At 68.3% G+C, this 22,814-nt stretch carries 21 protein-coding genes; 9 read left to right on the top strand and 12 right to left on the bottom strand.

What is annotated here, in order from left to right:
* Nucleotides 1-289 precede the first annotated feature (289 nt).
* Genes pgl through tkt form a run of 5 tightly spaced genes read right to left on the bottom strand, consistent with a single transcriptional unit; the run spans nt 290 to nt 6,731 of the window.
* Entirely contained in the window at nt 290-1,039 is a 750-nt protein-coding gene (gene pgl, locus H0B43_RS02270; protein WP_185729475.1) for a 6-phosphogluconolactonase, read from the bottom strand.
* Nucleotides 1,032-1,943, bottom strand: coding sequence for a glucose-6-phosphate dehydrogenase assembly protein OpcA (gene opcA / locus H0B43_RS02265; protein ID WP_185729476.1), 912 nt, complete (start codon nt 1,941-1,943; stop codon nt 1,032-1,034). The genes pgl and opcA overlap by 8 nt, the downstream gene beginning before the upstream one ends.
* The gene (gene zwf, locus H0B43_RS02260) at nt 1,944-3,488 is read right to left on the bottom strand and encodes a glucose-6-phosphate dehydrogenase (protein ID WP_185729477.1); all 1,545 of its coding nucleotides are present in this window, start codon (nt 3,486-3,488) and stop codon (nt 1,944-1,946) included.
* 3 nt (nt 3,489-3,491) lie between these two features.
* Nucleotides 3,492-4,616 carry a transaldolase gene (gene tal, locus H0B43_RS02255; RefSeq protein WP_185729478.1) on the bottom strand — a complete coding sequence of 375 codons (1,125 nt, stop codon included), beginning with the start codon at nt 4,614-4,616 and terminating at the stop codon, nt 3,492-3,494.
* 6 nt (nt 4,617-4,622) lie between these two features.
* Nucleotides 4,623-6,731: a transketolase gene (gene tkt, locus H0B43_RS02250; protein ID WP_185729479.1), complete on the bottom strand. Its 2,109-nt coding sequence runs from the start codon at nt 6,729-6,731 to the stop codon at nt 4,623-4,625.
* A 216-nt stretch (nt 6,732-6,947) separates the two neighbouring features.
* On the opposite strand from tkt, the gene H0B43_RS02245 reads away from it, so the two are divergent.
* Nucleotides 6,948-7,931, top strand: a complete 984-nt coding sequence (locus tag H0B43_RS02245) for a heme o synthase (protein ID WP_185729480.1) — start codon at nt 6,948-6,950, stop codon at nt 7,929-7,931.
* Nucleotides 7,932-7,941: 10 nt separating this feature from the next.
* Here the strand turns inward: H0B43_RS02245 and H0B43_RS02240 are convergent, their stop codons facing one another.
* Nucleotides 7,942-8,907: a quinone oxidoreductase gene (locus H0B43_RS02240; protein ID WP_185729481.1), complete on the bottom strand. Its 966-nt coding sequence runs from the start codon at nt 8,905-8,907 to the stop codon at nt 7,942-7,944.
* A gap of 80 nt (nt 8,908-8,987) precedes the next feature.
* Between H0B43_RS02240 and H0B43_RS02235 the strand changes: the two genes are divergently transcribed.
* Entirely contained in the window at nt 8,988-9,353 is a 366-nt protein-coding gene (locus H0B43_RS02235; RefSeq protein ID WP_185729482.1) for a hypothetical protein, read from the top strand.
* Here H0B43_RS02235 and H0B43_RS02230 read toward each other — a convergent pair.
* From H0B43_RS02230 to mptB, 5 genes are all read right to left on the bottom strand, one after another.
* Nucleotides 9,350-10,312 carry a heme A synthase gene (locus H0B43_RS02230; RefSeq protein WP_185729483.1) on the bottom strand — a complete coding sequence of 321 codons (963 nt, stop codon included), beginning with the start codon at nt 10,310-10,312 and terminating at the stop codon, nt 9,350-9,352. The two genes, H0B43_RS02235 and H0B43_RS02230, sit on opposite strands and share 4 nt — an antisense overlap.
* 69 nt (nt 10,313-10,381) lie before the next feature.
* Complete coding sequence (locus H0B43_RS02225) at nt 10,382-11,818, bottom strand: hypothetical protein (RefSeq protein WP_185729484.1); 1,437 nt, start codon at nt 11,816-11,818, stop codon at nt 10,382-10,384.
* Nucleotides 11,815-12,615: an ABC transporter permease gene (locus H0B43_RS02220; protein ID WP_185729485.1), complete on the bottom strand. Its 801-nt coding sequence runs from the start codon at nt 12,613-12,615 to the stop codon at nt 11,815-11,817. The genes H0B43_RS02225 and H0B43_RS02220 overlap by 4 nt, the downstream gene beginning before the upstream one ends.
* Nucleotides 12,612-13,556: an ABC transporter ATP-binding protein gene (locus H0B43_RS02215; protein WP_185729486.1), complete on the bottom strand. Its 945-nt coding sequence runs from the start codon at nt 13,554-13,556 to the stop codon at nt 12,612-12,614. The genes H0B43_RS02220 and H0B43_RS02215 overlap by 4 nt, the downstream gene beginning before the upstream one ends.
* Before the next feature lie 6 nt (nt 13,557-13,562).
* Nucleotides 13,563-15,347: a polyprenol phosphomannose-dependent alpha 1,6 mannosyltransferase MptB gene (gene mptB / locus H0B43_RS02210; protein ID WP_185729487.1), complete on the bottom strand. Its 1,785-nt coding sequence runs from the start codon at nt 15,345-15,347 to the stop codon at nt 13,563-13,565.
* A gap of 132 nt (nt 15,348-15,479) precedes the next feature.
* On the opposite strand from mptB, the gene H0B43_RS02205 reads away from it, so the two are divergent.
* The 7 genes from H0B43_RS02205 (at nt 15,480) to H0B43_RS02175 (ending at nt 22,057) form a co-directional block, all read left to right on the top strand.
* A complete protein-coding gene (locus H0B43_RS02205; RefSeq protein WP_185729488.1) occupies nt 15,480-16,229 on the top strand; it encodes a metalloregulator ArsR/SmtB family transcription factor in 750 nt (249 codons plus the stop codon).
* Nucleotides 16,230-16,321: 92 nt separating this feature from the next.
* Nucleotides 16,322-17,782, top strand: a complete 1,461-nt coding sequence (gene sufB / locus H0B43_RS02200) for a Fe-S cluster assembly protein SufB (protein WP_185729489.1) — start codon at nt 16,322-16,324, stop codon at nt 17,780-17,782.
* Nucleotides 17,782-19,011, top strand: a complete 1,230-nt coding sequence (gene sufD, locus H0B43_RS02195) for a Fe-S cluster assembly protein SufD (RefSeq protein ID WP_185729490.1) — start codon at nt 17,782-17,784, stop codon at nt 19,009-19,011. Before sufB ends, sufD begins: the two co-directional genes overlap by 1 nt.
* Nucleotides 19,012-19,056: 45 nt before the next feature.
* Complete coding sequence (sufC, locus tag H0B43_RS02190) at nt 19,057-19,866, top strand: Fe-S cluster assembly ATPase SufC (RefSeq protein ID WP_185729491.1); 810 nt, start codon at nt 19,057-19,059, stop codon at nt 19,864-19,866.
* A 6-nt stretch (nt 19,867-19,872) separates the two neighbouring features.
* Nucleotides 19,873-21,132 carry a cysteine desulfurase gene (locus tag H0B43_RS02185; RefSeq protein WP_185729492.1) on the top strand — a complete coding sequence of 420 codons (1,260 nt, stop codon included), beginning with the start codon at nt 19,873-19,875 and terminating at the stop codon, nt 21,130-21,132.
* Nucleotides 21,129-21,644, top strand: coding sequence for a Fe-S cluster assembly sulfur transfer protein SufU (sufU, locus tag H0B43_RS02180; protein ID WP_072942076.1), 516 nt, complete (start codon nt 21,129-21,131; stop codon nt 21,642-21,644). Before H0B43_RS02185 ends, sufU begins: the two co-directional genes overlap by 4 nt.
* A complete protein-coding gene (locus H0B43_RS02175; protein ID WP_185729493.1) occupies nt 21,641-22,057 on the top strand; it encodes a metal-sulfur cluster assembly factor in 417 nt (138 codons plus the stop codon). Before sufU ends, H0B43_RS02175 begins: the two co-directional genes overlap by 4 nt.
* A gap of 462 nt (nt 22,058-22,519) precedes the next feature.
* On the opposite strand, the gene H0B43_RS02170 is transcribed toward H0B43_RS02175, so the two are convergent.
* Entirely contained in the window at nt 22,520-22,780 is a 261-nt protein-coding gene (locus tag H0B43_RS02170) for a hypothetical protein (RefSeq protein WP_185729494.1), read from the bottom strand.
* Nucleotides 22,781-22,814: the final 34 nt, after the last annotated feature.

The raw sequence follows: 22,814 nt of genomic DNA, 5'->3' as shown, positions 1-22,814 counted from the left end.
GCCCGCGAGATTTCTTGCGGGGCACGGGAACCGATCCGTCCCTCGCTGCGTCAAAACGGGAAAGAGCATAAGTTTCCGAGACGAAGTGGGGGCGATCGATGAGGCGCTGTGCGGGCAACCCGGTTCACTGGCGTGGGAGAGTGGGAACACGGGGGACGAGCATGTCGAGCCGCCGCCGGGCCGGTCGGATCGTCACCGAATGCCGGGTCACCCGGACACCGGTCGAGCGGGACCCCCGATCGTCCGCCGGGTTACCGGCGGACGACGAGGACCCCGTCGGTTGAGCGTGTCAGTTCGAGTTCGGCAGGCGGGACGCCGCCGAGGTGTCCAGCAGCCACCGGGTGGTCGAGAGGCCGCGGGCCCCGGATGCCGGGATCTCGACCGGGGGAGCGCCCGCGACCGCGGCGGCCACGGCCTCGGCCTTCGCCTCGCCGGACACCACGAGCCACACCTCGTCGGCGTGCCGGACCGCGGGCAGGGTCAGCGTGATGCGTACCGGCGGCGGCTTCGGGGAGTCCGTCACCGCGACGACGAACCGGTGCTCCTCGCGGACCGCGTCGGTGTCGGGGAACAGCGAGTTGACGTGTCCCTCGCCGCCCATGCCGAGCAGGTGGACGTCGAACACCGGAACCTGCTTCCCGTCGGCGTGCGCCCCGAGCACCTGCGCATACGCGACGGCAGCCGCCTCCGGATCGTTCTCGTAGATCCCGTCCGCGACCGGCATGGTGTGCACCCGCGCGGGGTCGACGTCCACGTGGTCGAGCAGCGCGGCCCGCGCCTGCACGTCGTTGCGTTCCGGATCGCCGGCCGGGAGGAAGCGTTCGTCCCCCCAGAAGATGTCGATCGCGCGCCAGTCGATGGCACCCGGATTCTCCCGGACCTTTTCGAGCAGCCCGATGCCGGTTCCGCCACCGGTGAGGACCACCGACGCCGAACCGCGTTCCTTCTGAGCGGCGACCACGGTGTGGACGAACCGCTCCGCGGCCTTCGTCACCAGCGTCTCGGTGTCGGGGTGGACTTCTACGTAGATGTCACTCATACGTCACCTTCGTCAGCCCGGCGAGCGCGGCCTCGTAGGCCTCGTCGGGGTCGAGTCTGCGTAGTTCTTCGGCCAGGCAGTCCCGGGTCTCCCGCCTGCCCAGGGCCACCAGCGCCTCGGGTTTACCGGTCCGGGACAGTGTCGCGGTCGTGCCGGTCTGCGGACGGCTGATGGTCAGGGAGCCTCCGTCGGCGAAGTTCAGTGTCACGAACAACTTCCCGGCCCGCCGGGTGACGGGCGCATCGAGGCGCCCGGCGAGCCACCCGGCGATCATGTCGACGGCGGGTTCGTCCACGAGCCCGGACACGACCGCCGATTCGATGCGCGAGTGCGGCGGCTGATCGACCGCCGACGTAATGAGCCCCCGCCAGTAGGTGATGCGGCTCCACGCCAGATCCGTGTCACCGGACGTGTAGGACGCGAGGCGGCTCTTGATCTCGGCGGCGGGATCCTCGCGGTCCGTGGCGTCGGTGATGCGCCGGATCGCGAGCTTGCCGACGGGGTCCTTCGCGGGGACGGCGGGCGCGGTCTCCGGCCACCACACGACGACGGGAGTGTCGGGGAGGAGGAACGGCACCACCACGCTGCTCTCGTGGTCGGCGAGTTCGCCGAAGAGCCGGAGCACCACGACCTCCGACGCACCGGCGTCACCGCCGACCCTGATCTGGGCGTCCAGCCGGGGTTCCGCATCGCGGGAACCGCGGGCGACGACGATGACCCGGCAGGGATGCTCCCGGCTCGCTTCGTTGGCGGCATCGATGATGTCCTCGGAATTCTCACTGTCCCGAGTGCACACCACGAGGGTGAGTACTCGTCCGAGCGTCACCGCCCCGCCGGTCTTCCGGAGTTCGACCAGCTTCTTGTTGACCTGGCCGGTGGTGGTCGAGGGGATGTCGATGATCATCTACGGCCTTCTCCATTCGCGACCGGTGCGCTGCATCATTTCGTCCGCGGACGGCGGACCCCACGTGCCGGCCTCGTACGGTTCCGGCTTGCCGTCCGCTGCCCAGGCGTCGAGCACCGGATCGAGGATCTCCCACGACAATTCGACCTCGGCGTTGACGGGAAACAGGGAGGGCTCACCCAGAAGCATGTCGAGGATGAGACGTTCGTACGCCTCGGGGGACGACTCCGTGAACGCCTGACCGTAGCTGAAGTCCATGTTGACATCGCGGACTTCCATGCTCGATCCCGGGACCTTGGACCCGAATCGCATGGTCACACCCTCGTCCGGCTGTACCCGGATGACGAGGGCGTTCTGGCCCAATTCCTCGGTCATCGTCTGATCGAACGGCAGGTGCGGTGCGCGCTTGAAGATCACGGCGATCTCGGTGACCCGACGGCCGAGTCGCTTCCCGGTGCGGAGGTAGAACGGCACACCCGCCCAGCGGCGGGTATCGACCTCGAGGGTGATGGCCGCGAAGGTCTCCGTGGTGGAGTCCTTCGAGAAGCCCTCCTCCTCCAGCAGGCCGACCACGCGGGTCCCGCCCTGCCAGCCGCCCGCGTACTGTCCGCGCGCGGTGGTCTCGTCGAGCGGCTGCGCGAGCTTGGTGGCGGAGAGCACCTTGATCTTCTCCGCCTGCAATTCGGACGGTTCGAAGCTGATCGGCTCCTCCATCGCGGTGAATGCGAGGAGTTGCAGCAGATGGTTCTGGATGACGTCGCGCGCCGCACCGATGCCGTCGTAGTAGCCGGCCCGACCACCGAGACCGATGTCCTCGGCCATGGTGATCTGGACGTGATCCACGTAGTGGGCGTTCCAGATCGGGTCGAACAGCTGGTTGGCGAAGCGCAACGCCAGGATGTTCTGGACCGTTTCCTTGCCGAGGTAGTGGTCGATCCGGAAGACAGTGTCCTCGGGAAAGACCTCGTTCACGACCGCGTTGAGCTCACGTGCGCTCGCGAGGTCGTGGCCGAAGGGCTTCTCGATGACCACCCGGCGCCACTGGTGATCGTTCGACTGCGCGAGGCCCGCCTCGGACAGCTGCTTCAGGACCACCGGGAACGCGTCCGGCGGAATCGCGAGGTAGAACCCGTGATTGCCGCCGGTCCCGCGTTCGCGTTCGAGCGTCTCGAGCGTCGAGGCGAGTTGCTGGAAGGCCGCGGGATCGTCGAAGCTGCCCTGGACGAAACGCAGTCCCTCCGACAGACGTTCCCAGACGTCCTCCCGGAACGGCGTCCGGGAGTGGTCGCGCACCGCATCGTGGACGATCTTGCCGAAGTCCTCGTCGGACCAGTCCCTGCGCGCGAACCCGACGAGAGCGAACCCGGGCGGCAGAAGACCACGATTGGCGAGATCGTAGATGGCGGGCATCAACTTGCGCCGGGCCAGATCGCCGGTGACACCGAAGATCACCAGGGCACACGGCCCGGCGATGCGCGGCAGGCGCTTGTCCCTACTGTCGCGGAGTGGATTGACCCAATCGTCCGACGCTGCGGGCTCGCTCACGTATCAGCTCTTCTGACCTGCTGCGCGGAGCTGCTCCGCGGTGGCCTCCAGGAGCTCGTTCCAGGACACCTCGAACTTGTCGACGCCCTCCTCCTCGAGGACCACGAACACGTCGGGCAGGTCGATGCCGACGGTGGTGAGCTGGTCGAACACCTCCTGCGACGCAACCGCGGTGCCGGACACCGTGTCGCCGTGGATGTCGCCGTGATCAGCGACGGCGTCGAGGGTCTTCTCCGGCATCGTGTTCACCGTGTTGGGTGCGACCAGTTCGGTGACGTACAGGGTGTCGGGGTAGTCGGGGTTCTTGACTCCCGTCGACGCCCACAGTGCGCGCTGCGGGCGCGCACCGTCCTGCAGCAGACCCTGGAACCGCGGCTGTACCTCGAAGATCTGCTGGTAGGCGGCGTACGCGAGGCGGGCGTTGGCGAGGCCCGCCTTGCCGCGCAGCGCGAGAGCGTCCGGGGTGCCGATCCTGTCGAGTCGCTTGTCGATCTCGGTGTCGACGCGGGAGACGAAGAACGACGCCACCGAGTGAATGCGGGACAGGTCGTGACCGGCGGACTTGGCGGCCTCGAGGCCGTCCAGGTACGCCCCCATGACCAGTTCGTAGCGCTCGACGGAGAAGATCAGCGTGACGTTGACGCTGATGCCCTCGCCGAGCACCTTGGCGATGGCCGGGATGCCGGCCTCGGTGGCCGGGATCTTGATGAACAGGTTGGGGCGGTCGACGATCTTCCACAGCTCGACGGCCTGCGCGACGGTCTTGTCGGTGTCGTGCGCGAGGCGCGGATCGACCTCGATGGACACCCGGCCGTCGACGCCGTGGCTCGCCTCGAACTGCGGTGCCAGCACGTCGCAGGCGGCGCGCACGTCGTCGGTGGTCACGGTGCGGATGGTGGCCTCGACGTCGGCGCCGCGCTCGGCGAGCTCACGGACCTGCGCGTCGTAGACGTGGCCCTTGCTGAGCGCCGCCTGGAAGATCGACGGGTTGGTGGTGACACCGACGACGGACTTGGTGGCCACCAGCTCGGCGAGGTTGCCGGACTCGATGCGGTCCCGGGAAAGGTCGTCGAGCCACACCGAGACGCCGGCCTCGGAGAGCTTCTGCAGGTTGGGGTTCTGAGTCATGGCGTTCTATCCCTTCACGCGTGCGAGCGAGCGCTGTGCGGCTGCGGTGACGGCTTCGGCGGTGAAGCCGAACTCGCGGAACAGGGTCTTGTAGTCGGCGGAGGCGCCGAAGTGCTCGATGGAGATGATCTCGCCGGCGTCGCCGACGAAGCGGTACCAGGGCATGGAGACGCCGGCCTCGACGGCGACCCGGGCCTTGACCGTCGGGGGGAGGACGCCGTCGCGGTACGCCTGATCCTGGGCGTCGAACCACTCGACGCAGGGCATGGACACCACGCGGGTGGGGACGCCGTCCGCCTCGAGGGCCTCGCGGGCGGCGACGGCGAGCTGCAGCTCGGAGCCGGTTCCGATGAGCACGACCTCCGGCGCCCCGTTCGAAGCGTCGGCGAGGACGTAGCCGCCGCGGGACACACCCTCGTAGCTGGTGCCCTCGAGAACCGGGAGGTCCTGACGGGTCAGGGCGAGACCCGCGGGGGCCCGGGTGGCCTCGTCGGAGCCCTTCTCCAGGACGGCGCGCCAGGCGTGGGCGGTCTCGTTGGCGTCACCGGGTCGCACGACGTACAGGCCGGGGATGGCGCGCAGGGCGGCGAGGTGCTCGATCGGCTGGTGGGTGGGCCCGTCCTCACCGAGTCCGATGGAATCGTGCGTCCACACGTAGGTGACCGCCGTCTTCATGATCGCGGCCAACCGGACGGCGGGGCGCATGTAGTCGCTGAAGACGAGGAAGGTGCCGCCGTAGGGGCGGGTCGGTCCGTGCAGGGCGATGCCGTTGAGGATGGAGCCCATGGCGTGTTCGCGGACACCGAAGTGCAGGGTGCGCCCGTAGGGCTCGGCGTTCCACATTCTGGTGGAAATGGATGTGGGGCCGAACGAGTCGGCGCCCTTGATGGTGGTGTTGTTGCTCTCGGCGAGGTCGGCGGAGCCGCCCCACAGTTCGGGGAGAACCGGTCCGACGGCGTTGAGGACGGCGGCGGACGCCTTCCTGGTGGCGAGTCCCTTCGCGTCGGGCTCCCAGGTCGGCAGGACGTCGGCCCAGCCGGCGGGCAGGTCGCGTCCGATCAGGCGGTCGAGGAGCTTCTTGCCCTCGGGGGCGCGCTGCGTCCACTCGTCGTACTGGGCCTGCCATTCCTTGTGCGCCTGCGCGCCGCGCTCGACGACCTTGCGGGTGTGCGCGATGACGTCGTCGGCGACCTCGAACGTCTTGTCCGGATCGAAGCCGAGCGCCGTCTTCACCGCGGCGACCTCGTCGGCACCGAGGGCGGCGCCGTGCGCGGCTCCGGTGTTCATCTTGTTCGGTGCCGGGTAGCCGATGATCGTGCGGAGCAGGATCATCGACGGCTTGTCGGTGACCTCGCGGGCCTTGTTCAGGGCCTCCTCGATGGCGACGACGTTCTCGCCGCCCTCGACGACCTGCACGTGCCAGCCGTAGGCCTCGTAGCGGGCGGCGGTGTCCTCGGACAGCGCGATGGTGGTGTCGTCCTCGATGGAGATCTTGTTGTCGTCGTAGATCAGTGTCAGGTTGCCGAGCTGCTGGACGCCGGCGATGGAGGAGGCCTCGGAGGTGACGCCCTCCTCGATGTCGCCGTCGGAGGCGATGACGTAGATGTGGTGATCGAACGGGCTGTCGCCGAGCGCGGGCTCGGGGTCGAAGAGGCCACGCTCACGGCGAGCGGCCATGGCCATGCCGACGGCGGAGGCCAGTCCCTGTCCGAGGGGACCGGTGGTGATCTCGACGCCGCGGGTGTGGCCGTGCTCGGGGTGGCCGGGGGTCTTCGAACCCCACGTGCGCAGCGACTCGAGGTCCTCGAGTTCGAGGCCGTAGCCGGCGAGGTAGAGCTGGATGTACAGGGTGAGGCTGGAGTGTCCGCAGGACAGCACGAAGCGGTCGCGTCCGATCCAGTCGGCGTCGGTGGGGTCGTGGCGCATGACCCGCTGGAACAGGGTGTAGGCGAGAGGGGCGAGGCTCATCGCCGTGCCGGGGTGGCCGTTGCCCACCTTCTGCACCGCGTCGGCGGCGAGCACCCGGATGGTGTCGACGGCCTTGGTGTCCAGTTCGGTCCAGTCGGCGGGGTGAACCGGTTGCGTGAGGACGTGGATGTCGTCTGTGATCGACACGGGCAGAAGTCTCCTGACATGGGTGAACGTGGAGCCTGAGGATGCGTGGGCCTCTTGTGCGACTCCAGCCTAGTGTGCGGTCGTATCCGGGTCGATTCGGTTCGCGCATTACGGCGGTCTACCATCGTTTGTAGTAGACGGCCGGTCGTCACGAAGAACTTCCGAAGCAGGCACCGGCATTCGGATCAGGAATTACGTGTGGTGCGAGGAGAGAACGTGCGGACAGGGCATCAGCCGAGCGGACACGGCTTCGGCAGCCCCAGCCCCGCCCCCCGCGCGACCGACACCAAAACGGTGCTGGGTCGCGTCACGGGCAAGGTCCTGGCCTACATCGCATTGACCAAGCCGCGGGTTATCGAACTGCTCCTGGTCGCGACGATCCCCGCGATGCTGCTGGCGGACCGCGGCAACGTCGACATCCTGCTGATCCTCAGCACGCTGTTCGGCGGCTGGATGGGCGCGGCGAGCGCGAACTCCCTCAACTGTGTCGTCGACGCCGACATCGACAAGGTCATGAAACGCACCGCGCGCCGCCCACTGGCCCGCGACGCGGTGCCCACCTCCCACGCGTTCGTGTTCGGCATGACGCTCGGCATCGCGTCGTTCCTCTGGCTGTGGTGGCGGGCCAACCTGCTGGCCGGGGTCCTGGTCGTCCTCACCATCGCGTTCTACGTCCTGATCTACACGATGGTGCTCAAACGCCGGACCTGGCAGAACGTCGTCTGGGGCGGCGCCGCGGGCTGCATGCCCGTGATGGTCGGCTGGTCGGCGGTGACCGGTTCGCTGAGCTGGCAGCCCATCGTGCTGTTCCTGGTCATCTTCTTCTGGACGCCGCCGCACACGTGGGCCCTGGCGATGCGCTACAAGGAGGACTACAAGGCGGCGGGGGTTCCGATGCTGCCGGTGATCGCCACCGAGGAGCACGTGACCAAGCAGATCCTGCTGTACAGCTGGGCGATGGTGATCACATCGCTCGCGCTCGTTCCGGCCGCCGGAGTGGTGTACGCCGCGGTGACGCTCGTCGCCGGCGCCTGGTTCCTGCTCATGGCCCATCAGCTGTACCGAAGCGTGCGCGGCGGAGCGGCCGTGAAGCCGCTCCGCCTGTTCCTGCAGTCCAACAACTACCTGGCCATCGTGTTCGTCGGCCTCGCCGTCGACTCCGTCCTCGGCTTGCAGACCGTCGGCAGCCTTCTGAGCTGACGTTCCTGCCTCAGGGCACCAGAACGATCGATCCCGTCGTCGCGCGTGCCTCCAGGTCGCGGTGCGCGTCCGCGGCGCGATCCAAGGGGTACTCCGCTCCCACCCGGACCGTCAGGGAGCCGTCGGCCAGGGCGGAGAAGACGTCTCCCGCACGCCACGTCAGTTCCTCACGGGTGCGGATGTGGTGAGCGAGTGTGGGTCGGGTGAGGAACAGCGAGCCCGCCGGATTCAGCCGCTGCGGATCGAACGGCGGTACCGGGCCGCTCGCCGCGCCGAACAGCGCCACCGTTCCACGGATCCGCACGGACGCGAGACTGGCCTCGAATGTGGACGCACCGACGCCGTCGTAGGCGGCGGCGACGCCTTCTCCGTCCGTCAGTTCGCGGACCCGGGCAGCGATGTCGTCGTCGTACCGCAGCACCTCCCGAGCGCCCGCGTCGCGCGACAGCTGTTCCTTGGCGTCGGAGGACACGGTGCTGATCACCTGCGCGCCGAGCGCGGTCGCCATCTGCGTGAGCAGTAGCCCGACTCCGCCCGCTCCGGCGTGCACCAGCACGGTGTCGCCGGGCTGGATCGGGTATGTCGAGTGGGCCAGGTAGTGGGCGGTCATGCCCTGCAGCAGCGCGGACGCGGCCTGCGGAGCGGGCACGGCATCGGGGACGGCGATCGCGGCCGATGCCGGAACGGCCACCTTCTCGGCGTAGCTGCCGGGCGCCGAGCACCAGGCGACCCGGTCGCCGGCGGCGATACCGGTGACCTCGCTGCCGACGGCCTCCACCACCCCGGACCCCTCGTCTCCGGGAACGTAGGGCAGTGGCCGGGGATACAGCCCGCTCCGGAAGTACGTGTCGATGAAGTTGATGCCGATCGCGTCGGTGCGAACGAGAAGGTCCGTCGCCCCGATCTCGGGTTCGGGAACCTCCACCGGTTCGAGGACGTCGGGACCACCGAGACGAAAAACCTGTATGGCGCGCATGGTTTCAGTTCTACACGGCGAGGGTCGCGCTACCGAGCCTGCCGGACACGACGTGTCTACCGCCCAGTATTCTCGGGGCCATGAGTACCGACACCCACGCGGAACAGGCGCCCTCCAGCCCGGCACCCTCGCTGCCGTCGCACACCGTCGACGCGATCAAGAAGTTCGTGGCCGAGCACGGCGGTTCGGCCAGTGCCGTCCTCCAGCCGATCGGACTCGCGGGCGTCCGGATCACGCTCGTCGGGGCCGACGGCATCCTCGGCGACCAGGTCGTCGACGATCTGGCCACCGCGAACGCCGTCGTGGCGTCGTTCGACGACGTCACGGTCTCGGAGTGGGACCGCGCGCTCACCAGCATCGTCACGCCCCGGCAGGGTCACTTCCAGAAGATGGCCGGCTGGGTCGCGCGGCAGACGCGTTTCCCGAAGGCCCGCAACGAGCGCTAGACGCTCGCGGTGTCGGGCTGCGTCACGTACTCGCGAGTGCGTCCCGCAGCCCACACCGCCGCGGTGGCCGCGGTGCACAACCCCGCACCCGCCACATGGAAGGCCACGAGGACCGCGGGCACGTCCGTGAAGAACTGGACCAGCCCGATCAGCGCCTGCGCCACCACCAGCGCCAGCAGGACCTGGATGCGCACCTTCACGGCGCGGGCGGCGCCGACGGCGTACAGGCCGAAGCACAGGCCGACCAACAGGGCCAGGTAGCCGACGAGCAGTTGCGCGTGCAGATGCACGAGCGTGACGATTTCGACCTGGAGCCGGGGAACCACGCGGTCGAGACTCTTGTCTCCCGCGTGCGGCCCGGCGCCCGTCACCAGGGTTCCGGCCGTCAGCACCCCGGCCAGGGCGACAGCCGACAGGGCTGTGAGCCAGCGCAGCGGCGCGGGGATCACGTCGACTGCGGGGGCGTCGTCGGGTTCGCAGATCTTCGCGTACATGACGGTCGCCAGCCACACCATCGCCATCGACGCGAGCAGATGCACCGCGACCGTCCACCACAGCAGCCCGGTGAGCACGGTGATGCCGCCGATGACGGCCTGCACGACGGTACCGAGGGGCATCATCCAGGCGTAGACGAGAACTTCCTTCCGCCGGCGCGCGCGGGTGACCGCGAGGACGATGAGGGCCGCGGCCACGACGACGACGAAGGTGAGCATCCGGTTGCCGAATTCGACCGCCTGATGGACGACGGCGACTTCGCCGTGCCCGACCGGGACGAAGCTGCCGGGGAAGCATTGCGGCCAGGTGGGGCAGCCGAGACCGGATGCCGTCACCCGAACGACGGCTCCGGTGACGGCGATGCCGCCCTGCGTGAGGATCACCGCGAACGCGATGACACGCTGCACGGTCAGCGACGGAAGGGGGAGACGGTCTACCAGGCTCAGAAACCCGCGATACAGCACGACGTCGATGGTAGAGGTCCGTCAACTACAGCGTGTCGTTGGGCCGGTGGCGCCGCGCGCGACTCCGTGCTACTCGCCGCGAATGCGCAGGATACCGGTCACCGTGCCCTGCCAGAAGTCACCGGTATCGGTGACGAGCCCGGACATCTGGAGGGTGTCGTTGACCGCGGTGCCGGGGAGTGGGCTGGTGTGTACGACGGAGCCGTCCGCCGGATCGATCACCGCGAACGAGAAGCCGTCCAGCGGTGTCGTGACTTCGAACCCCGAACGGGTCACGGTGTACAGGAGACCGTCGCCGGTCGAGAGGTGCGGTACCGCCGCGCTGCGGACGTCGTTGCTCCACACCCGGTGGCAGCCGATCGGGTCGATGTCGACACGGGTCATGCCGCCCGTGAACGGGGCGTTCGTCGGAACCGCCGGACCTGCGCCGTCCGGAACGGCGGGGTACGGGTAGCCGTACGTCCCGGCCACATACACCGAGTTGCCGATTCCGATCGGCGAGTTCTCGCTGCCGCCCGGGCTGCCGAGCACCGGGAGGGAGCAGATCTCGGCACCCGAATCGGCGCGGAACACCCGAAGATTCACCTGCGGGTCGGCGTTGTCGACGATCGCGACGAAGTCGCTGCCCGTCGACGGTCCGAAGTAGGTGGGCGTGGAACCGGTGCCGTGGCTGAGTTGCCCCGGCTTCCGGTCGGGACCGCGGTCGTAGTCACGCCGCCAGTCGACGCGGATCTCGTCGTCGCGAAGGGTGAACTGATACAGGGCGTGGGTCGTGGCGACGGCGGTGCCGGATGGTGAGGTGGAGATGCTGTTGTGGATCTCCTCGCCGGCTGCGAGGGGCAGTGCGTGCGCGACTCCTGCCCGGTCCACGGCTCCGACGACGCCGCCGCCGGTGGCGAACCAGACATTGCCCTGCCAGTCGGGGGTCAGTCCCGTCACGTGGTCGCCGGCTGGCACGCTGCCGGACAGGTCGACGTGCGAGTCGACGGTGATCCGCCAGCGCCCGTCGGGGTCCTGCGAGTGTCCGAGGCGCAGCAGCTGACGGTTGCCGTCCACCACGACCAGCCGGTTGTCGTTGTCGAGGAACGCGTACACGCCGCCCAGGAGGCTGCCTTTCGCGAGTGCGAACGTGGTGAGCGAGTGCCCGAACGGGGCCGCCGGCGCCATGGGATCGATCAGGTGCACGGTGGGAACCTGACCCGCCACGGACGTGCACAGTGCCACGACGAGCCGGTCGGATCCCTGCAGCAGCGTCGGGCACGCCGACACCAACGGATACGCGGACAGGGTCGACGGACCGGTGCCGGGGCCGGGCAACGGGGTCACGTCGGTGGACCCGGCATCGCCGTGCATCGTCGACGTGCCCGCGGGTCCGAGGTACGGATTCGGGGACGCCGGCGATCCCCACTGCGGGGCGGCGCCCGCGGGCAGCGATCCGCCACCGAGCACGGCCAGCAGGACGATGAGAACGGTCCCGGCGACGCGGGCGCTGGTGCGGCGGATCACGTAAATCGGAACATCTTCGCTGCCAGGACCCCGGCCACCGCACCCCACACGACGAGGACGACGACGCTGAGCAGGTCCACCGACCCCGACAGCGCCGCGTCCAGCGCATGCGCGAGCGCGCCGGACGGGATCAGCCGCGCACCGGTGTGCAGGAGCCACGGCAGATCGCCGGTGGCGAAAACCACACTGCCCACACCGACCATCACGAACCACAGAATGTTGGCGAGGGCGAGGACGATCTCGGCGCGGAGGGTGCCACCGAGCAGCAGCCCCATCGCCGCGAACGTGACGGTGCCCAGCGCGATGATCACGGCGCCGAGAACGAGTCCCCACGCACTCGGCCGCCAGCCGAGCGCCAGTCCGATCGAACCCAGGAGAACCGATTGCAGTGCGACGACGATCACGACGGCGGCACTCTTCCCGGCGATGATTCCCCACGTCGGGAGGGGAGTGGCGCCGAGTCGTTTGAGTGCGCCGTACCTGCGGTCGAAACCGACGGCGATCGCCTGGCCGGTGAACGCTGTGGACATCACCGCCACCATCATCACGGCGGGGACCACCTTGTCGACCCGCGACGTGCCGAGGTCACCGATCGGGAGCAGACACAGACCGACCAGCAGGGTGATCGGGATGAACATGGTCAGCAGCAGCTGTTCCCCGTTGCGCAGGAGCAGTTTCAGTTCGAGCGCGGTCTGCGCCCGCAACATCACCGACGCACCGCTCGGGCGGGGATCGGGTGCGAACGTGCCCGGGGCGAAACGATTCTCCGTCAGACGGTCACTGGTGCTCATCGTCATCCCCTCAGTTCCCGGCCGGTGAGTTCGAGGAAGACGTCCTCGAGGCTGCGCTGGTCGACGCGGATATCGCTGATCAGGGCGTCCAGATCGGCGCACCACGACGCGACCGAGGCCACCACTTTCGGGTCGATCGGACCCTCGACGAGGTAGGTGCCGGGCCCGGACTCGGCCACCCGGAAGCCGTCGGGAAGTGTTCTCGCGAGGGGTTCGGTGTCGAGACCGGCGGGCGCGGTGAGCCGCAGCTGGCCTTCGGCGCCTCGGCTGGTGACCTCGGCGGGTGTGCCCGACGCGACGATCGAGCCGTGGTCGATGATGACGAGCCGGTCCGCGAGTTCCTCGGCCTCGTCCATCAGGTGCGTCGTGAGCAGGACGCTGACACCGTCGCGGCGCAGCGCGTCGACCAGTTCCCACACCAGCAACCGGGCCTGGGCGTCGAGCCCGGCGGTGGGCTCGTCGAGGAAAACCAGTTCCGGGCGGCCGACGAGCGCGCACGCCAGGGACAGGCGCTGCTGCTGACCACCGGACAGCCGGCGGTACGGGGTGCGACGGGACTCCTCGAGGCCGAGGCTGCGCAGCAACCAGTCGGGGTCGAGGGGATCGGCGGAGTACGCCGCGACGAGGTCGAGCATCTCGCCGGCGCGCGAACCCGGGTAGGCGCCGCCGCCCTGGAGCATCACGCCGATCCGGGCGCGGACGGCCCCGGCATCCTCGACGGGGTCGAGTCCGAGGACGCGGACGGTGCCGCTGTCCGGGCGGACGAATCCCTCACACATCTCGACGGTGGTGGTCTTGCCCGCACCGTTGGGCCCGAGCAACGCCACGACCTGTGCCGGCTCGACGGTGAGGTCGAGTCCGTCGACGGCCCGAACACCGTCGAAGGTTTTCACCACACCTTCCAGGCGTACAGCAGGTTGCGCCGATCCGGGCGTTCGCGAGGTCACGGGGAATCAGCGTAAGCCTTGGCCGGGTGTGACCCGGCCGGTGCCCCGGCTTTCGGTACCGGCGTCGCCCGGCGTCGCATCCCGGGCCTCCGGTGGGGTCGCCGGCTGTCCCGAACCGACCCGCCACGGGAGCCGGTTCCGGGTGATCACGATGAGCGTTCCGGCGGTGAAGATGGTGGCGATGGCCGCCTGCACGATGACGAACGGCTGGTACTCGCCTCCGTTCGGCATCAGGATGACGCTCACGATCGACGAGAAGACGATGGCGGGGACACGGAAGGCGGGCGCGGTCGCCCACGCCGCGAGCGGGAGGACGGCCCACAGCAGATACCAGGGCTGCACGACGGGAAAGAGCAGGACGACCGCGCCGAGGGACAGTCCGAGCGCGCCGACCGCGTGGATGCGTCCGACCAGAGTCGCGACGAGCATCCGCAGTGTGATGAACGCCGCAGCGACTGCCGCGATCGGCCGGGTCAGGCTCAGCACCGCCGTCGTGTGGTCGCCGAGCCCGAGCAGGACACCGGCCAGCCCGGTGCCCAGGCCGAGGAGAGTGGGGATCGACATCCAGCTGCGGACGGCGTTCGCGGTGCCGAGGGTGTGGACCCACCCGATGCCGAGGCCGCTGGACGTGCTGATGACGAGGGTGACGGCCAGGGCCACTCCGCCGAGGAGACCGGCGGCGGACAGGACCGCCCTCGGTGTCGCGCCCCAGCGCCGGGCCAGCGCCATTCCGACGAACCCCAGCGCGAGCAGTGACGGGATCTTGATCGTCGACGAGAGCGCGATGAGTGCCGCCCCCGACAGCAGCAGCAGGAGGGACTGTCCACGGATCGGGTCGGCGCGTTCGATCGCCCGCAGGGCCAGTTCCATGCCGGCCAGCATGAGACCGAGCATGAGGGCCTCGTTGTGGATGCCGGCGACCAGGTGGAACAGCAGCAGGGGATTGGCCGCGCCCAGCCAGAGTGCGCTGACCTCGGCGACGCCGCAGCGCCGCGCCAGGCGGGGGAGCGCCCACACGATCATGGCCACACCGGCGAGGGCGAGCAACCGGTGCAGGAAGATCCCGGCGACGATGTTCTCGCCGGTCAGCCAGCTGATTCCGCGTCCCATCCAGAGGAACAGCGGGCCGTACGGGGCGGGGGTGTCCCGCCAGATGGTCGGCACGGTCCGGGTCAGGACGTGGTCGACTCCGAGGGCGCCCGCGGGGCCGATGGCGTAGGGGTCGAGACCGCGGGCCGCGATCTCACTCTGGGCGAGGTACGAGTAGACGTCCTTGCTGAACATCGGCGGGGCGACGGACAGCGGGATGATCCACAGCAGCAGCGTGCGGTCGAGCTGCGACCGGTTGAGGCGGCGCACCGCCCCCGAATGCAGGCTTCCGATCGCGAACCGTCCGAGGAGGAGCCACGCGAGGACGATCATCACGGTGCCGGTCATGGTCAGGGTCAGGGCGACGCTCGGGATCCGGGCGGGGAGGCCGATCACGCGGAGCCCCTGGACCGGGTTCTGGAGCACGGGCTGGGCGCCGGCGCCCAGCGCACCCACCGCCATGAGGACGGCCCCGGTCGCACCGAATCGGCGGATCCCGCGCAGTTGGGCTGTCTCCTGCGGGTTCAGTCCGGCGGTCTCCGCCTCCTCGCCGTGCAGCGCCGCCGCCACCGAGGTCCGCGGCGACCGTCCGTCGACGCCCAGAGCCCGGCGGACGAGTTCGGCCGGATGTCGGAGAGCGGCGCGAGCCGTGAAGTTCGGCTCCGCGCGGGTCGGCTCCGGGTTCTCGGGGGTCTGCGGCACACAGGCAGCGTAGCGGTGCGGCGGACACGGCCGGTTCCGCCAGTATTCCCGGGCGCGGCCGGAACAAAATCACAGGTGTAAGACAGGGCACCCTTAGTAGACCTTCGATCGGAATTCCGTCACACTGGTGTTGTGAAAACGGATACGGCACCACGTGCAGGCAAGGAAAGCGCAGCTCACGCGCCTTCCTCCGCGGCGCCCGTCGGAACCGCGTCACCCGTTGCCGTCGGACACGAAGGACACACGCGCGCCGCCGTCGTGAAACTCCTCCTCGAAGAGGGACCCATCACGGCATCGGAAATCGGCACCCGGCTCGGTCTGAGCGCCGCCGGTGTCCGGCGACACCTCGACGCACTGCTCGAGTCCGGTGAGGCGCGCGAGGCGTCCTCCGTCGCCGTGCGTCACCGCGGACGGGGACGGCCCGCGAAGCACTTCCAGATCACCGCCAAGGGCCGCGGCAGGCTCGGTCACGCCTACGACGACCTCGCGGGCGCCGCCATGCGTCAACTCCGTGAGGTCGGGGGAGATGCCGCGATCACCGAATTCGCCCGTCGGCGGGTCCAGGCGATCGTCGGAAATGTGACACCCGCCGCCGATCAGAGCGCCGAGGGTCTCGAATCCACCGCGGACGCCATCGCCGACGCCTTCACCAACGCCGGGTTCGCCGCGTCGACGCGGCCCGTCGGCAACGGCGTACAGATCTGCCAGCACCACTGCCCGGTCTCGCACGTGGCAGAGGAGTTCCCGGAACTGTGCGAAGCCGAGAAGGCAGCGTTCGCCCAGTTGCTCGGCACTCACGTCCAACGGCTCGCGACCATCGCGAACGGTGACTGCGCATGCACAACCCACGTTCCACTCGTTCCGCCGTCCGGTCCCCAATAGCACCACTTTCGATAGATCTCTAGTCAGCAACCTGTTTTCCACCGGCGACCAGCCCTCGCCGGTCTCGTAACAAGACTCCGGAAGGAGCTCGCATGACCGTCACATCAGACCAGGTGACACCCACTGCGTCGGCTAACGCCGAGCCGCTCACGCAGGAAGAAACCATCGCGTCACTCGGGCATTACGGGTACGGCTGGTCCGATTCCGACGAGGCCGGTGCCAGTGCACAGCGCGGTCTGTCCGAAGACGTCGTGCGCGACATCTCGGCGAAGAAGAGCGAACCGGACTGGATGCTCGACATCCGGCTGCGCGCGCTGAAGACGTTCGACAAGAAGCCGATGCCGAACTGGGGTTCCAACCTCGAAGGCATCGACTTCGACAACATCAAGTACTTCGTGCGCTCGAGCGAGAAGCAGGCCGAGAGCTGGGAAGACCTGCCCGAGGACATCAAGAACACGTACGACAAGCTGGGCATCCCCGAGGCCGAGAAGCAGCGCCTCGTCGCCGGTGTCGCCGCTCAGTACGAGTCCGAGGTGGTCTACCACTCGATCCGCGAGGACCTCGAGTCGCAGGGCGTCATCTTCCTCGACACCGACACCGGACTGAAGCAGCACCCCGAGCTGTTCCAGGAGTACTTCGGCACCGTCATCCCCGCCGGCGACAACAAGTTCTCCGCACTGAACACCGCCGTGTGGTCGGGTGGTTCCTTCATCTACGTCCCGCCGGGCGTGCACGTCGACATCCCGCTGCAGGCCTACTTCCGGATCAACACGGAGAACATGGGCCAGTTCGAGCGGACCCTGATCATCGTCGACGAGGGCGCCTCGGTGCACTACGTCGAGGGCTGCACGGCGCCGATCTACAAGTCGGACTCCCTGCACTCCGCGGTGGTCGAGATCATCGTGAAGAAGGGCGGCCACTGCCGCTACACGACCATCCAGAACTGGTCGAACAACGTCTACAACCTGGTCACCAAGCGCACCAAGGTCGAGGCCGGCGGATCCATGGAGTGGATCGACGGCAACATCGGTTCCAAGGTCACCATGAAATACCCGGCCGTCTGGATGATGGGCGAGCACGCCCGCGGCGAGGTGCTCTCCGTGGCGTTCGCCGGCGAGGGTCAGCACCAGGACACCGGTGCCAAGATGCTGCATCTCGCGCCGCACACGTCGTCGACGATCATCAGCAAGTCGGTGGCCCGTGGCGGCGGTCGCGCGTCCTACCGCGGACTGGTGCAGGTCAACAAGGGAGCCCACGGTTCCAAGTCGACCGTCAAGTGTGACGCCCTGCTGGTCGATCAGATCAGCCGCTCCGACACGTACCCCTACGTGGACATCCGCGAGGACGACGTGACCATGGGACACGAGGCGACCGTGTCGAAGGTGAGCGACGACCAGCTGTTCTACCTGATGAGCCGCGGGCTCACCGAGGACGAGGCCATGGCCACGGTCGTGCGCGGCTTCGTCGAGCCGATCGCCAAGGAACTCCCGATGGAGTACGCCCTCGAATTGAACCGCCTGATCGAACTGCAGATGGAAGGGGCGGTGGGTTAGTGACCACGCCAGAAACTGGTGTCCAGAATCTCGGAGTGACGGGGGCCGTCGCGGGCGAGAATCCGCGGGTGGCGCGGACCGCCACCGGTTCGCCGATCGTCAACAAGGGTGAGGTCTTCACGTCGTTCGACGTCAAGGCCTTCGAGATCCCCGGGGGCCGGGACGAGGTCTGGCGGTTCACGCCGCTGCGCCGTCTCCGCGGCCTGCACGACGGAACCGCGGTCGCGAACGGTGCGGTCACCGTGGACGTCGCCGGCCCGGACACCGTCCAGGTCGAGACCGTCGGACGCGACGACGACCGCCTCGGCAAGGCCGGTGTTCCCGCCGACCGCGTCGCCGCCCAGGCCTACTCGGGATTCGAGACGGCCACCGTCGTCACCGTCGGCCGTGAGGTCGAGGTCGCCGAGACGATCAACATCACCGTCACGGGACCGGGCGAGGGCAAGGTGGCCTTCGGGCACCTGCAGATCCGCCTGGGGGAGTTCGCGAAGGCGACCGTCGTTCTCGACCAGCGCGGCAGCGGCACGTTCGCGGAGAACGTGGAGTTCGTCCTCGGCGACAGCGCCCACCTCACCGTGGTCGCCGTCCAGGACTGGGCCGACGACACCGTGCACGTCGCGTCCCACCACGCGCGGCTGGGCCGCGACGCGGTCCTGCGGCACAACGCGGTCAGCCTCGGCGGCGACCTCGTCCGTCTGTCGGCGACCGTCAAGTACGACGGCCCCGGTGGCGATGCGGAACTGCTCGGCCTGTACTTCGCCGACGCGGGTCAGCATTTCGAGCAGCGACTGCTGGTGGATCACTCGCAGCCGCACTGCAAGTCCAACGTGGTCTACAAGGGCGCCCTGCAGGGTGATCCGGAGTCCGGCAAACCCGACGCCCACACCGTATGGATCGGCGACGTGCTGATCCGCGCGGCCGCCGAGGGTACCGACACGTTCGAGCTGAACCGCAACCTCGTCCTCACGGATGGCGCACGCGCGGATTCGGTTCCGAACCTGGAGATCGAGACCGGTGAGATCGTGGGTGCCGGCCACGCCAGCGCCACGGGTCGATTCGACGACGAGCAATTGTTCTACCTGCGCGCCCGCGGAATCCCCGAGGATGCGGCGCGGCGACTCGTCGTGCGCGGGTTCTTCCACGAGATCATCAACAAGATCGCCGTCGCCGAGATCCGCGAGCGTCTCGAGGCTGCCGTCGAGGCCGAACTCGCCGCAGTCGGCGTCTGACGCGCGCCGCCGGACCCCTACTTCCCATTTCTTCGAAGGATCACAATGTCTACCCCTGACGCTTCCACCCCCGAAACCTCGGTCCTGGAAATCAAGGACCTGCACGTCGACGTCGCGAACACCGACGAGAACGCTGAACCGATCAACATCCTCAAGGGTGTGAACCTGACGGTCCGTTCCGGCGAGACGCACGCGATCATGGGACCCAACGGGTCCGGCAAGTCGACGCTGTCCTACGCCATCGCCGGACACCCCAAGTACCAGATCACCTCGGGCTCCATCACCCTCAACGGTGAGGACGTTCTCGAGATGACCGTCGACGAGCGCGCCCGCGCGGGACTGTTCCTCGCGATGCAGTACCCCGTCGAGGTCCCCGGCGTCTCCATGTCCAACTTCCTGCGCACCGCGGCCACCGCCGTCCGTGGCGAGGCCCCCAAGCTCCGCCACTGGGTGAAGGAAGTCAAGGAAGCGCTGACCGAGCTGGACATCGACCCGTCGTTCGGTGAGCGCAGCGTCAACGAGGGATTCTCCGGCGGTGAGAAGAAGCGCCACGAGATCCTGCAGCTCGGTCTCCTCAAGCCGAAGATTGCGATCCTCGACGAGACCGACTCCGGCCTGGACGTCGACGCCCTGCGCGTCGTCTCCGAGGGCGTGAACCGTTACAAGGACCGCGAGCACGGCGGAATCCTGCTGATCACGCACTACACGCGGATTCTGCGCTACATCAAGCCGGAATTCGTCCATGTGTTCGTGGGCGGTCGCGTCGTCGAGTCGGGCGGGCCGGAACTGGCCGACGAACTCGAGGCGAACGGCTACGAGCGCTTCACCCAGGCTGCAGCAACGCAAGGAGCATAAACGCAGATGACCACCTCGGTGCGCGTATTCGACGTCACCCGGATCCGGGAGGACTTCCCGATCCTGGCCCGTACGGTCCGCGACGGAAAACCGCTGGTGTACCTCGATTCAGGTGCGACTTCGCAGCGCCCGAACCAGGTACTCGACGCCGAGAGGGAGTTTCTCACCACCTGTAATGCGGCCGTGCACCGAGGCGCTCACCAGCTCGCCGAAGAGGCCACGGACGCGTACGAGAACGCGCGTGCGGCGATCGCCACCTTCGTCGGTGCCGACAGCGACGAACTCGTGTTCACGAAGAACGCGACGGAATCGCTGAACCTCGTGACCCACGTTCTCGGTGACGAACGCTTCGATCGACACCTCGGACCCGGCGACGAGATCGTCATCACCGAGCTCGAGCATCACGCCAATCTCGTTCCGTGGCAAGAGCTCGCGCGCAGTACCGGTGCGACGCTGCGCTGGTACGGCGTCACCGACGACGGACGGATCGACCTGGATTCGCTCGAGCTGACCGACGCCGTGAAGGTCGTCGCGTTCACGCACCAGTCGAACGTGACGGGAGCGGTGGCGCCCGTCGACGAGCTGGTGCGGCGCGCCCGTGCGGTCGGGGCGCTCGTCGTGCTCGACGCGTGCCAGTCCGTCCCGCACATGGCCGTCGACTTCCACGGCCTCGGCGTGGACTATGCGGCGTTCTCGGGCCACAAGATGCTCGGTCCGTCCGGCGTGGGTGTCCTGTACGGCCGCCGGGAGCTGCTGAACGCCATGCCGCCGTTCATCACCGGTGGGTCGATGATCGAGACCGTCACGATGGAGCGCACCACGTACGCACCGCCCCCGCAGCGGTTCGAGGCCGGCGTCCCGATGACGTCGCAGGTGATCGGTCTCGGCGCTGCGGTGCGGTATCTCGACGAGATCGGGATGGATGCCGTTGCGGCGCACGAACACACCCTGGTCGAGGCCGCCTTGGCCGCGCTCGGGGCCATCGACGGCGTGCGCATCATCGGTCCGGCGACTGCCGAGAACCGTGGCGGGGCCGTGTCGTTCGTCGTCGACGGAATTCACGCCCACGATCTCGGTCAGATACTCGACGACGAGGGCGTCGCCATTCGCGTGGGTCATCACTGCGCGTGGCCGCTGCACCGCCGATTCGGGGTCGCGGCGACCGCGAGGGCGTCGTTCGCGCTGTACAACACGCTCGACGAGGTCGACGCTCTCGCGGCCGCGATTCGGCGTGCACAGGAGTTCTTCGGGGAGGTGCCTGCATGAGAATGGAACAGATGTACCAGGAAGTGATCCTGGATCATTACAAGCATCCCCACGGCCGCGGACTGCGCGAACCGTTCGGCGCCGAGGTTCATCACGTCAACCCCACGTGCGGTGACGAAGTGACGCTTCGGGTGCAGCTCGCCGACGACGGCACGGTGGTGGATGTGTCGTACGACGGTCAGGGCTGTTCCATCAGCCAGGCGTCCACCTCGGTGCTCACCGACCAGGTGGTGGGCATGCCCGTCGAGCAGGCGCTGCAGACCGTTGCCGCGTTCAACGAAATGGTCAGCAGCCGCGGTACCGTCGAAGGAGACGAGGACGTCCTCGGGGACGGCATCGCCTTCGTCGGCGTCTCGAAGTACCCGGCCCGCGTCAAATGCGCGCTGCTGGGATGGATGGCATTCAAGGACGCGGTTGTTCAGATAGTGGACGACCGCGTCGTGGACGAACAGGATTCGGCCGTTCCGACAGCAGACGGCGAACCAGCTCGAATCGGAGGACAGGCATCATGAGCGAGACGCAGACGCCGGAGGCGGACGCCACCGCCGTACCGGAGCAGGCGACGGCCGACCAGGGCGAGACCGCCCCTGCCGCGTCGGGCGCGGTGCCCGACCCGGAACGCCTCGAGGTGCTCGAGGAGGCCATGCGCGACGTCGTCGACCCGGAACTGGGCATCAACGTCGTCGACCTCGGCCTCGTGTACGGCATCACCGAGGAAGAGGACGTCGTCACCCTCGACATGACCCTTACGTCCGCGGCCTGCCCGCTGACCGATGTCATCGAGGACCAGTCCCGCGGCGCGCTCGTGCGCAGCGGTCTGTGCAGCGAACTGAAGATCAACTGGGTGTGGCTCCCGCCGTGGGGTCCGGACAAGATCACCGAGGACGGTCGCGAACAGTTGCGCGCCCTCGGTTTCACGGTCTGACGATCCACCACTCCTGAGGACGACGGGCTCGGCGAGAATCATCTCGCCGAGCCCTTCCTTCGGTGCCGATATCGGGCCGTGAGTCATTGCGTGGCATCCGGTGTACGCGCCGGCCCACCCGGCCCTGATCGCATGCGCTGGCCGCTCATTCTGTGGGGCACGGGTCGCAGTGCCGCATAATTGACGGTGCGAGGTGAGACCGTTGCGGCAGACACTCTGGTTGACGACGACGATATTCGTCGGGTCCGTCGTCGTCCTCCTCGCAGTACACACCGGCGGCGGTGCGTCGAGCGAAGCGGAACCGGAAGCGGCGCAGATGCTCGATCCTGCAGGGCCGGTCCTCACTCTCACTCCGTCGCGCGGGCAGCCGGGCGACCGCATCGAGTACAACGCGACGAATCTACCGACCTGCGGCGGACCGTGGGCGGTGGAATTCGGCGATCGAGTCCTGGGCGAAACCCGTCAGGTCGGCAGTGTCGCCGACTTCCGCGCGATGGTGCCGAATCGCGGCAGTCGCGGTTTCCAGGTGGCCGGGCTGCGTTGCCTGCCGACCCCGTCGATGGTGGTGCAGACGACGTTCGAGGTACTCCCCGTGAGACCCTCGTCGGTGCCGACCACCACCTGGACGCTGCCACCAGCACCCGAGCTGCCGACGCGGACGAGACCCACACCGTCGACAACTACGACGCTCGCAGTTCCTCGCTGATCTGTGATCGTGTTCATTCGTCGGAACCTGCTGCTGAACGTGTGTCCTCTT

This window comes from Rhodococcus sp. 4CII (genome assembly GCF_014256275.1).
Classification (GTDB): Bacteria; Actinomycetota; Actinomycetes; order Mycobacteriales; family Mycobacteriaceae; genus Rhodococcus_F; species Rhodococcus_F wratislaviensis_A.
The sequence above is the reverse complement of the archived record's forward strand: the minus strand, read 5'-3'. Positions and strand labels throughout refer to the sequence as shown.

Bases quoted from the DNA above. Each gene is read 5' to 3' on its own strand.
- pgl (WP_185729475.1), bottom strand. From the start codon at position 1,039: ATGAGTGACATCTACGTAGAAGTCCACCCCGACACCGAGACGCTGGTG.
- opcA (WP_185729476.1), bottom strand. From the start codon at position 1,943: ATGATCATCGACATCCCCTCGACCACCACCGGCCAGGTCAACAAGAAG.
- tal (WP_185729478.1), bottom strand. From the start codon at position 4,616: ATGACTCAGAACCCCAACCTGCAGAAGCTCTCCGAGGCCGGCGTCTCG.
- H0B43_RS02240 (WP_185729481.1), bottom strand. From the start codon at position 8,907: ATGCGCGCCATACAGGTTTTTCGTCTCGGTGGTCCCGACGTCCTCGAA.
- H0B43_RS02235 (WP_185729482.1), top strand. From the start codon at position 8,988: ATGAGTACCGACACCCACGCGGAACAGGCGCCCTCCAGCCCGGCACCC.
- H0B43_RS02220 (WP_185729485.1), bottom strand. From the start codon at position 12,615: ATGACGATGAGCACCAGTGACCGTCTGACGGAGAATCGTTTCGCCCCG.
- sufB (WP_185729489.1), top strand. From the start codon at position 16,322: ATGACCGTCACATCAGACCAGGTGACACCCACTGCGTCGGCTAACGCC.
- sufC (WP_185729491.1), top strand. From the start codon at position 19,057: ATGTCTACCCCTGACGCTTCCACCCCCGAAACCTCGGTCCTGGAAATC.
- H0B43_RS02185 (WP_185729492.1), top strand. From the start codon at position 19,873: ATGACCACCTCGGTGCGCGTATTCGACGTCACCCGGATCCGGGAGGAC.
- sufU (WP_072942076.1), top strand. From the start codon at position 21,129: ATGAGAATGGAACAGATGTACCAGGAAGTGATCCTGGATCATTACAAG.
- H0B43_RS02175 (WP_185729493.1), top strand. From the start codon at position 21,641: ATGAGCGAGACGCAGACGCCGGAGGCGGACGCCACCGCCGTACCGGAG.
- H0B43_RS02170 (WP_185729494.1), bottom strand. From the start codon at position 22,780: ATGAACACGATCACAGATCAGCGAGGAACTGCGAGCGTCGTAGTTGTC.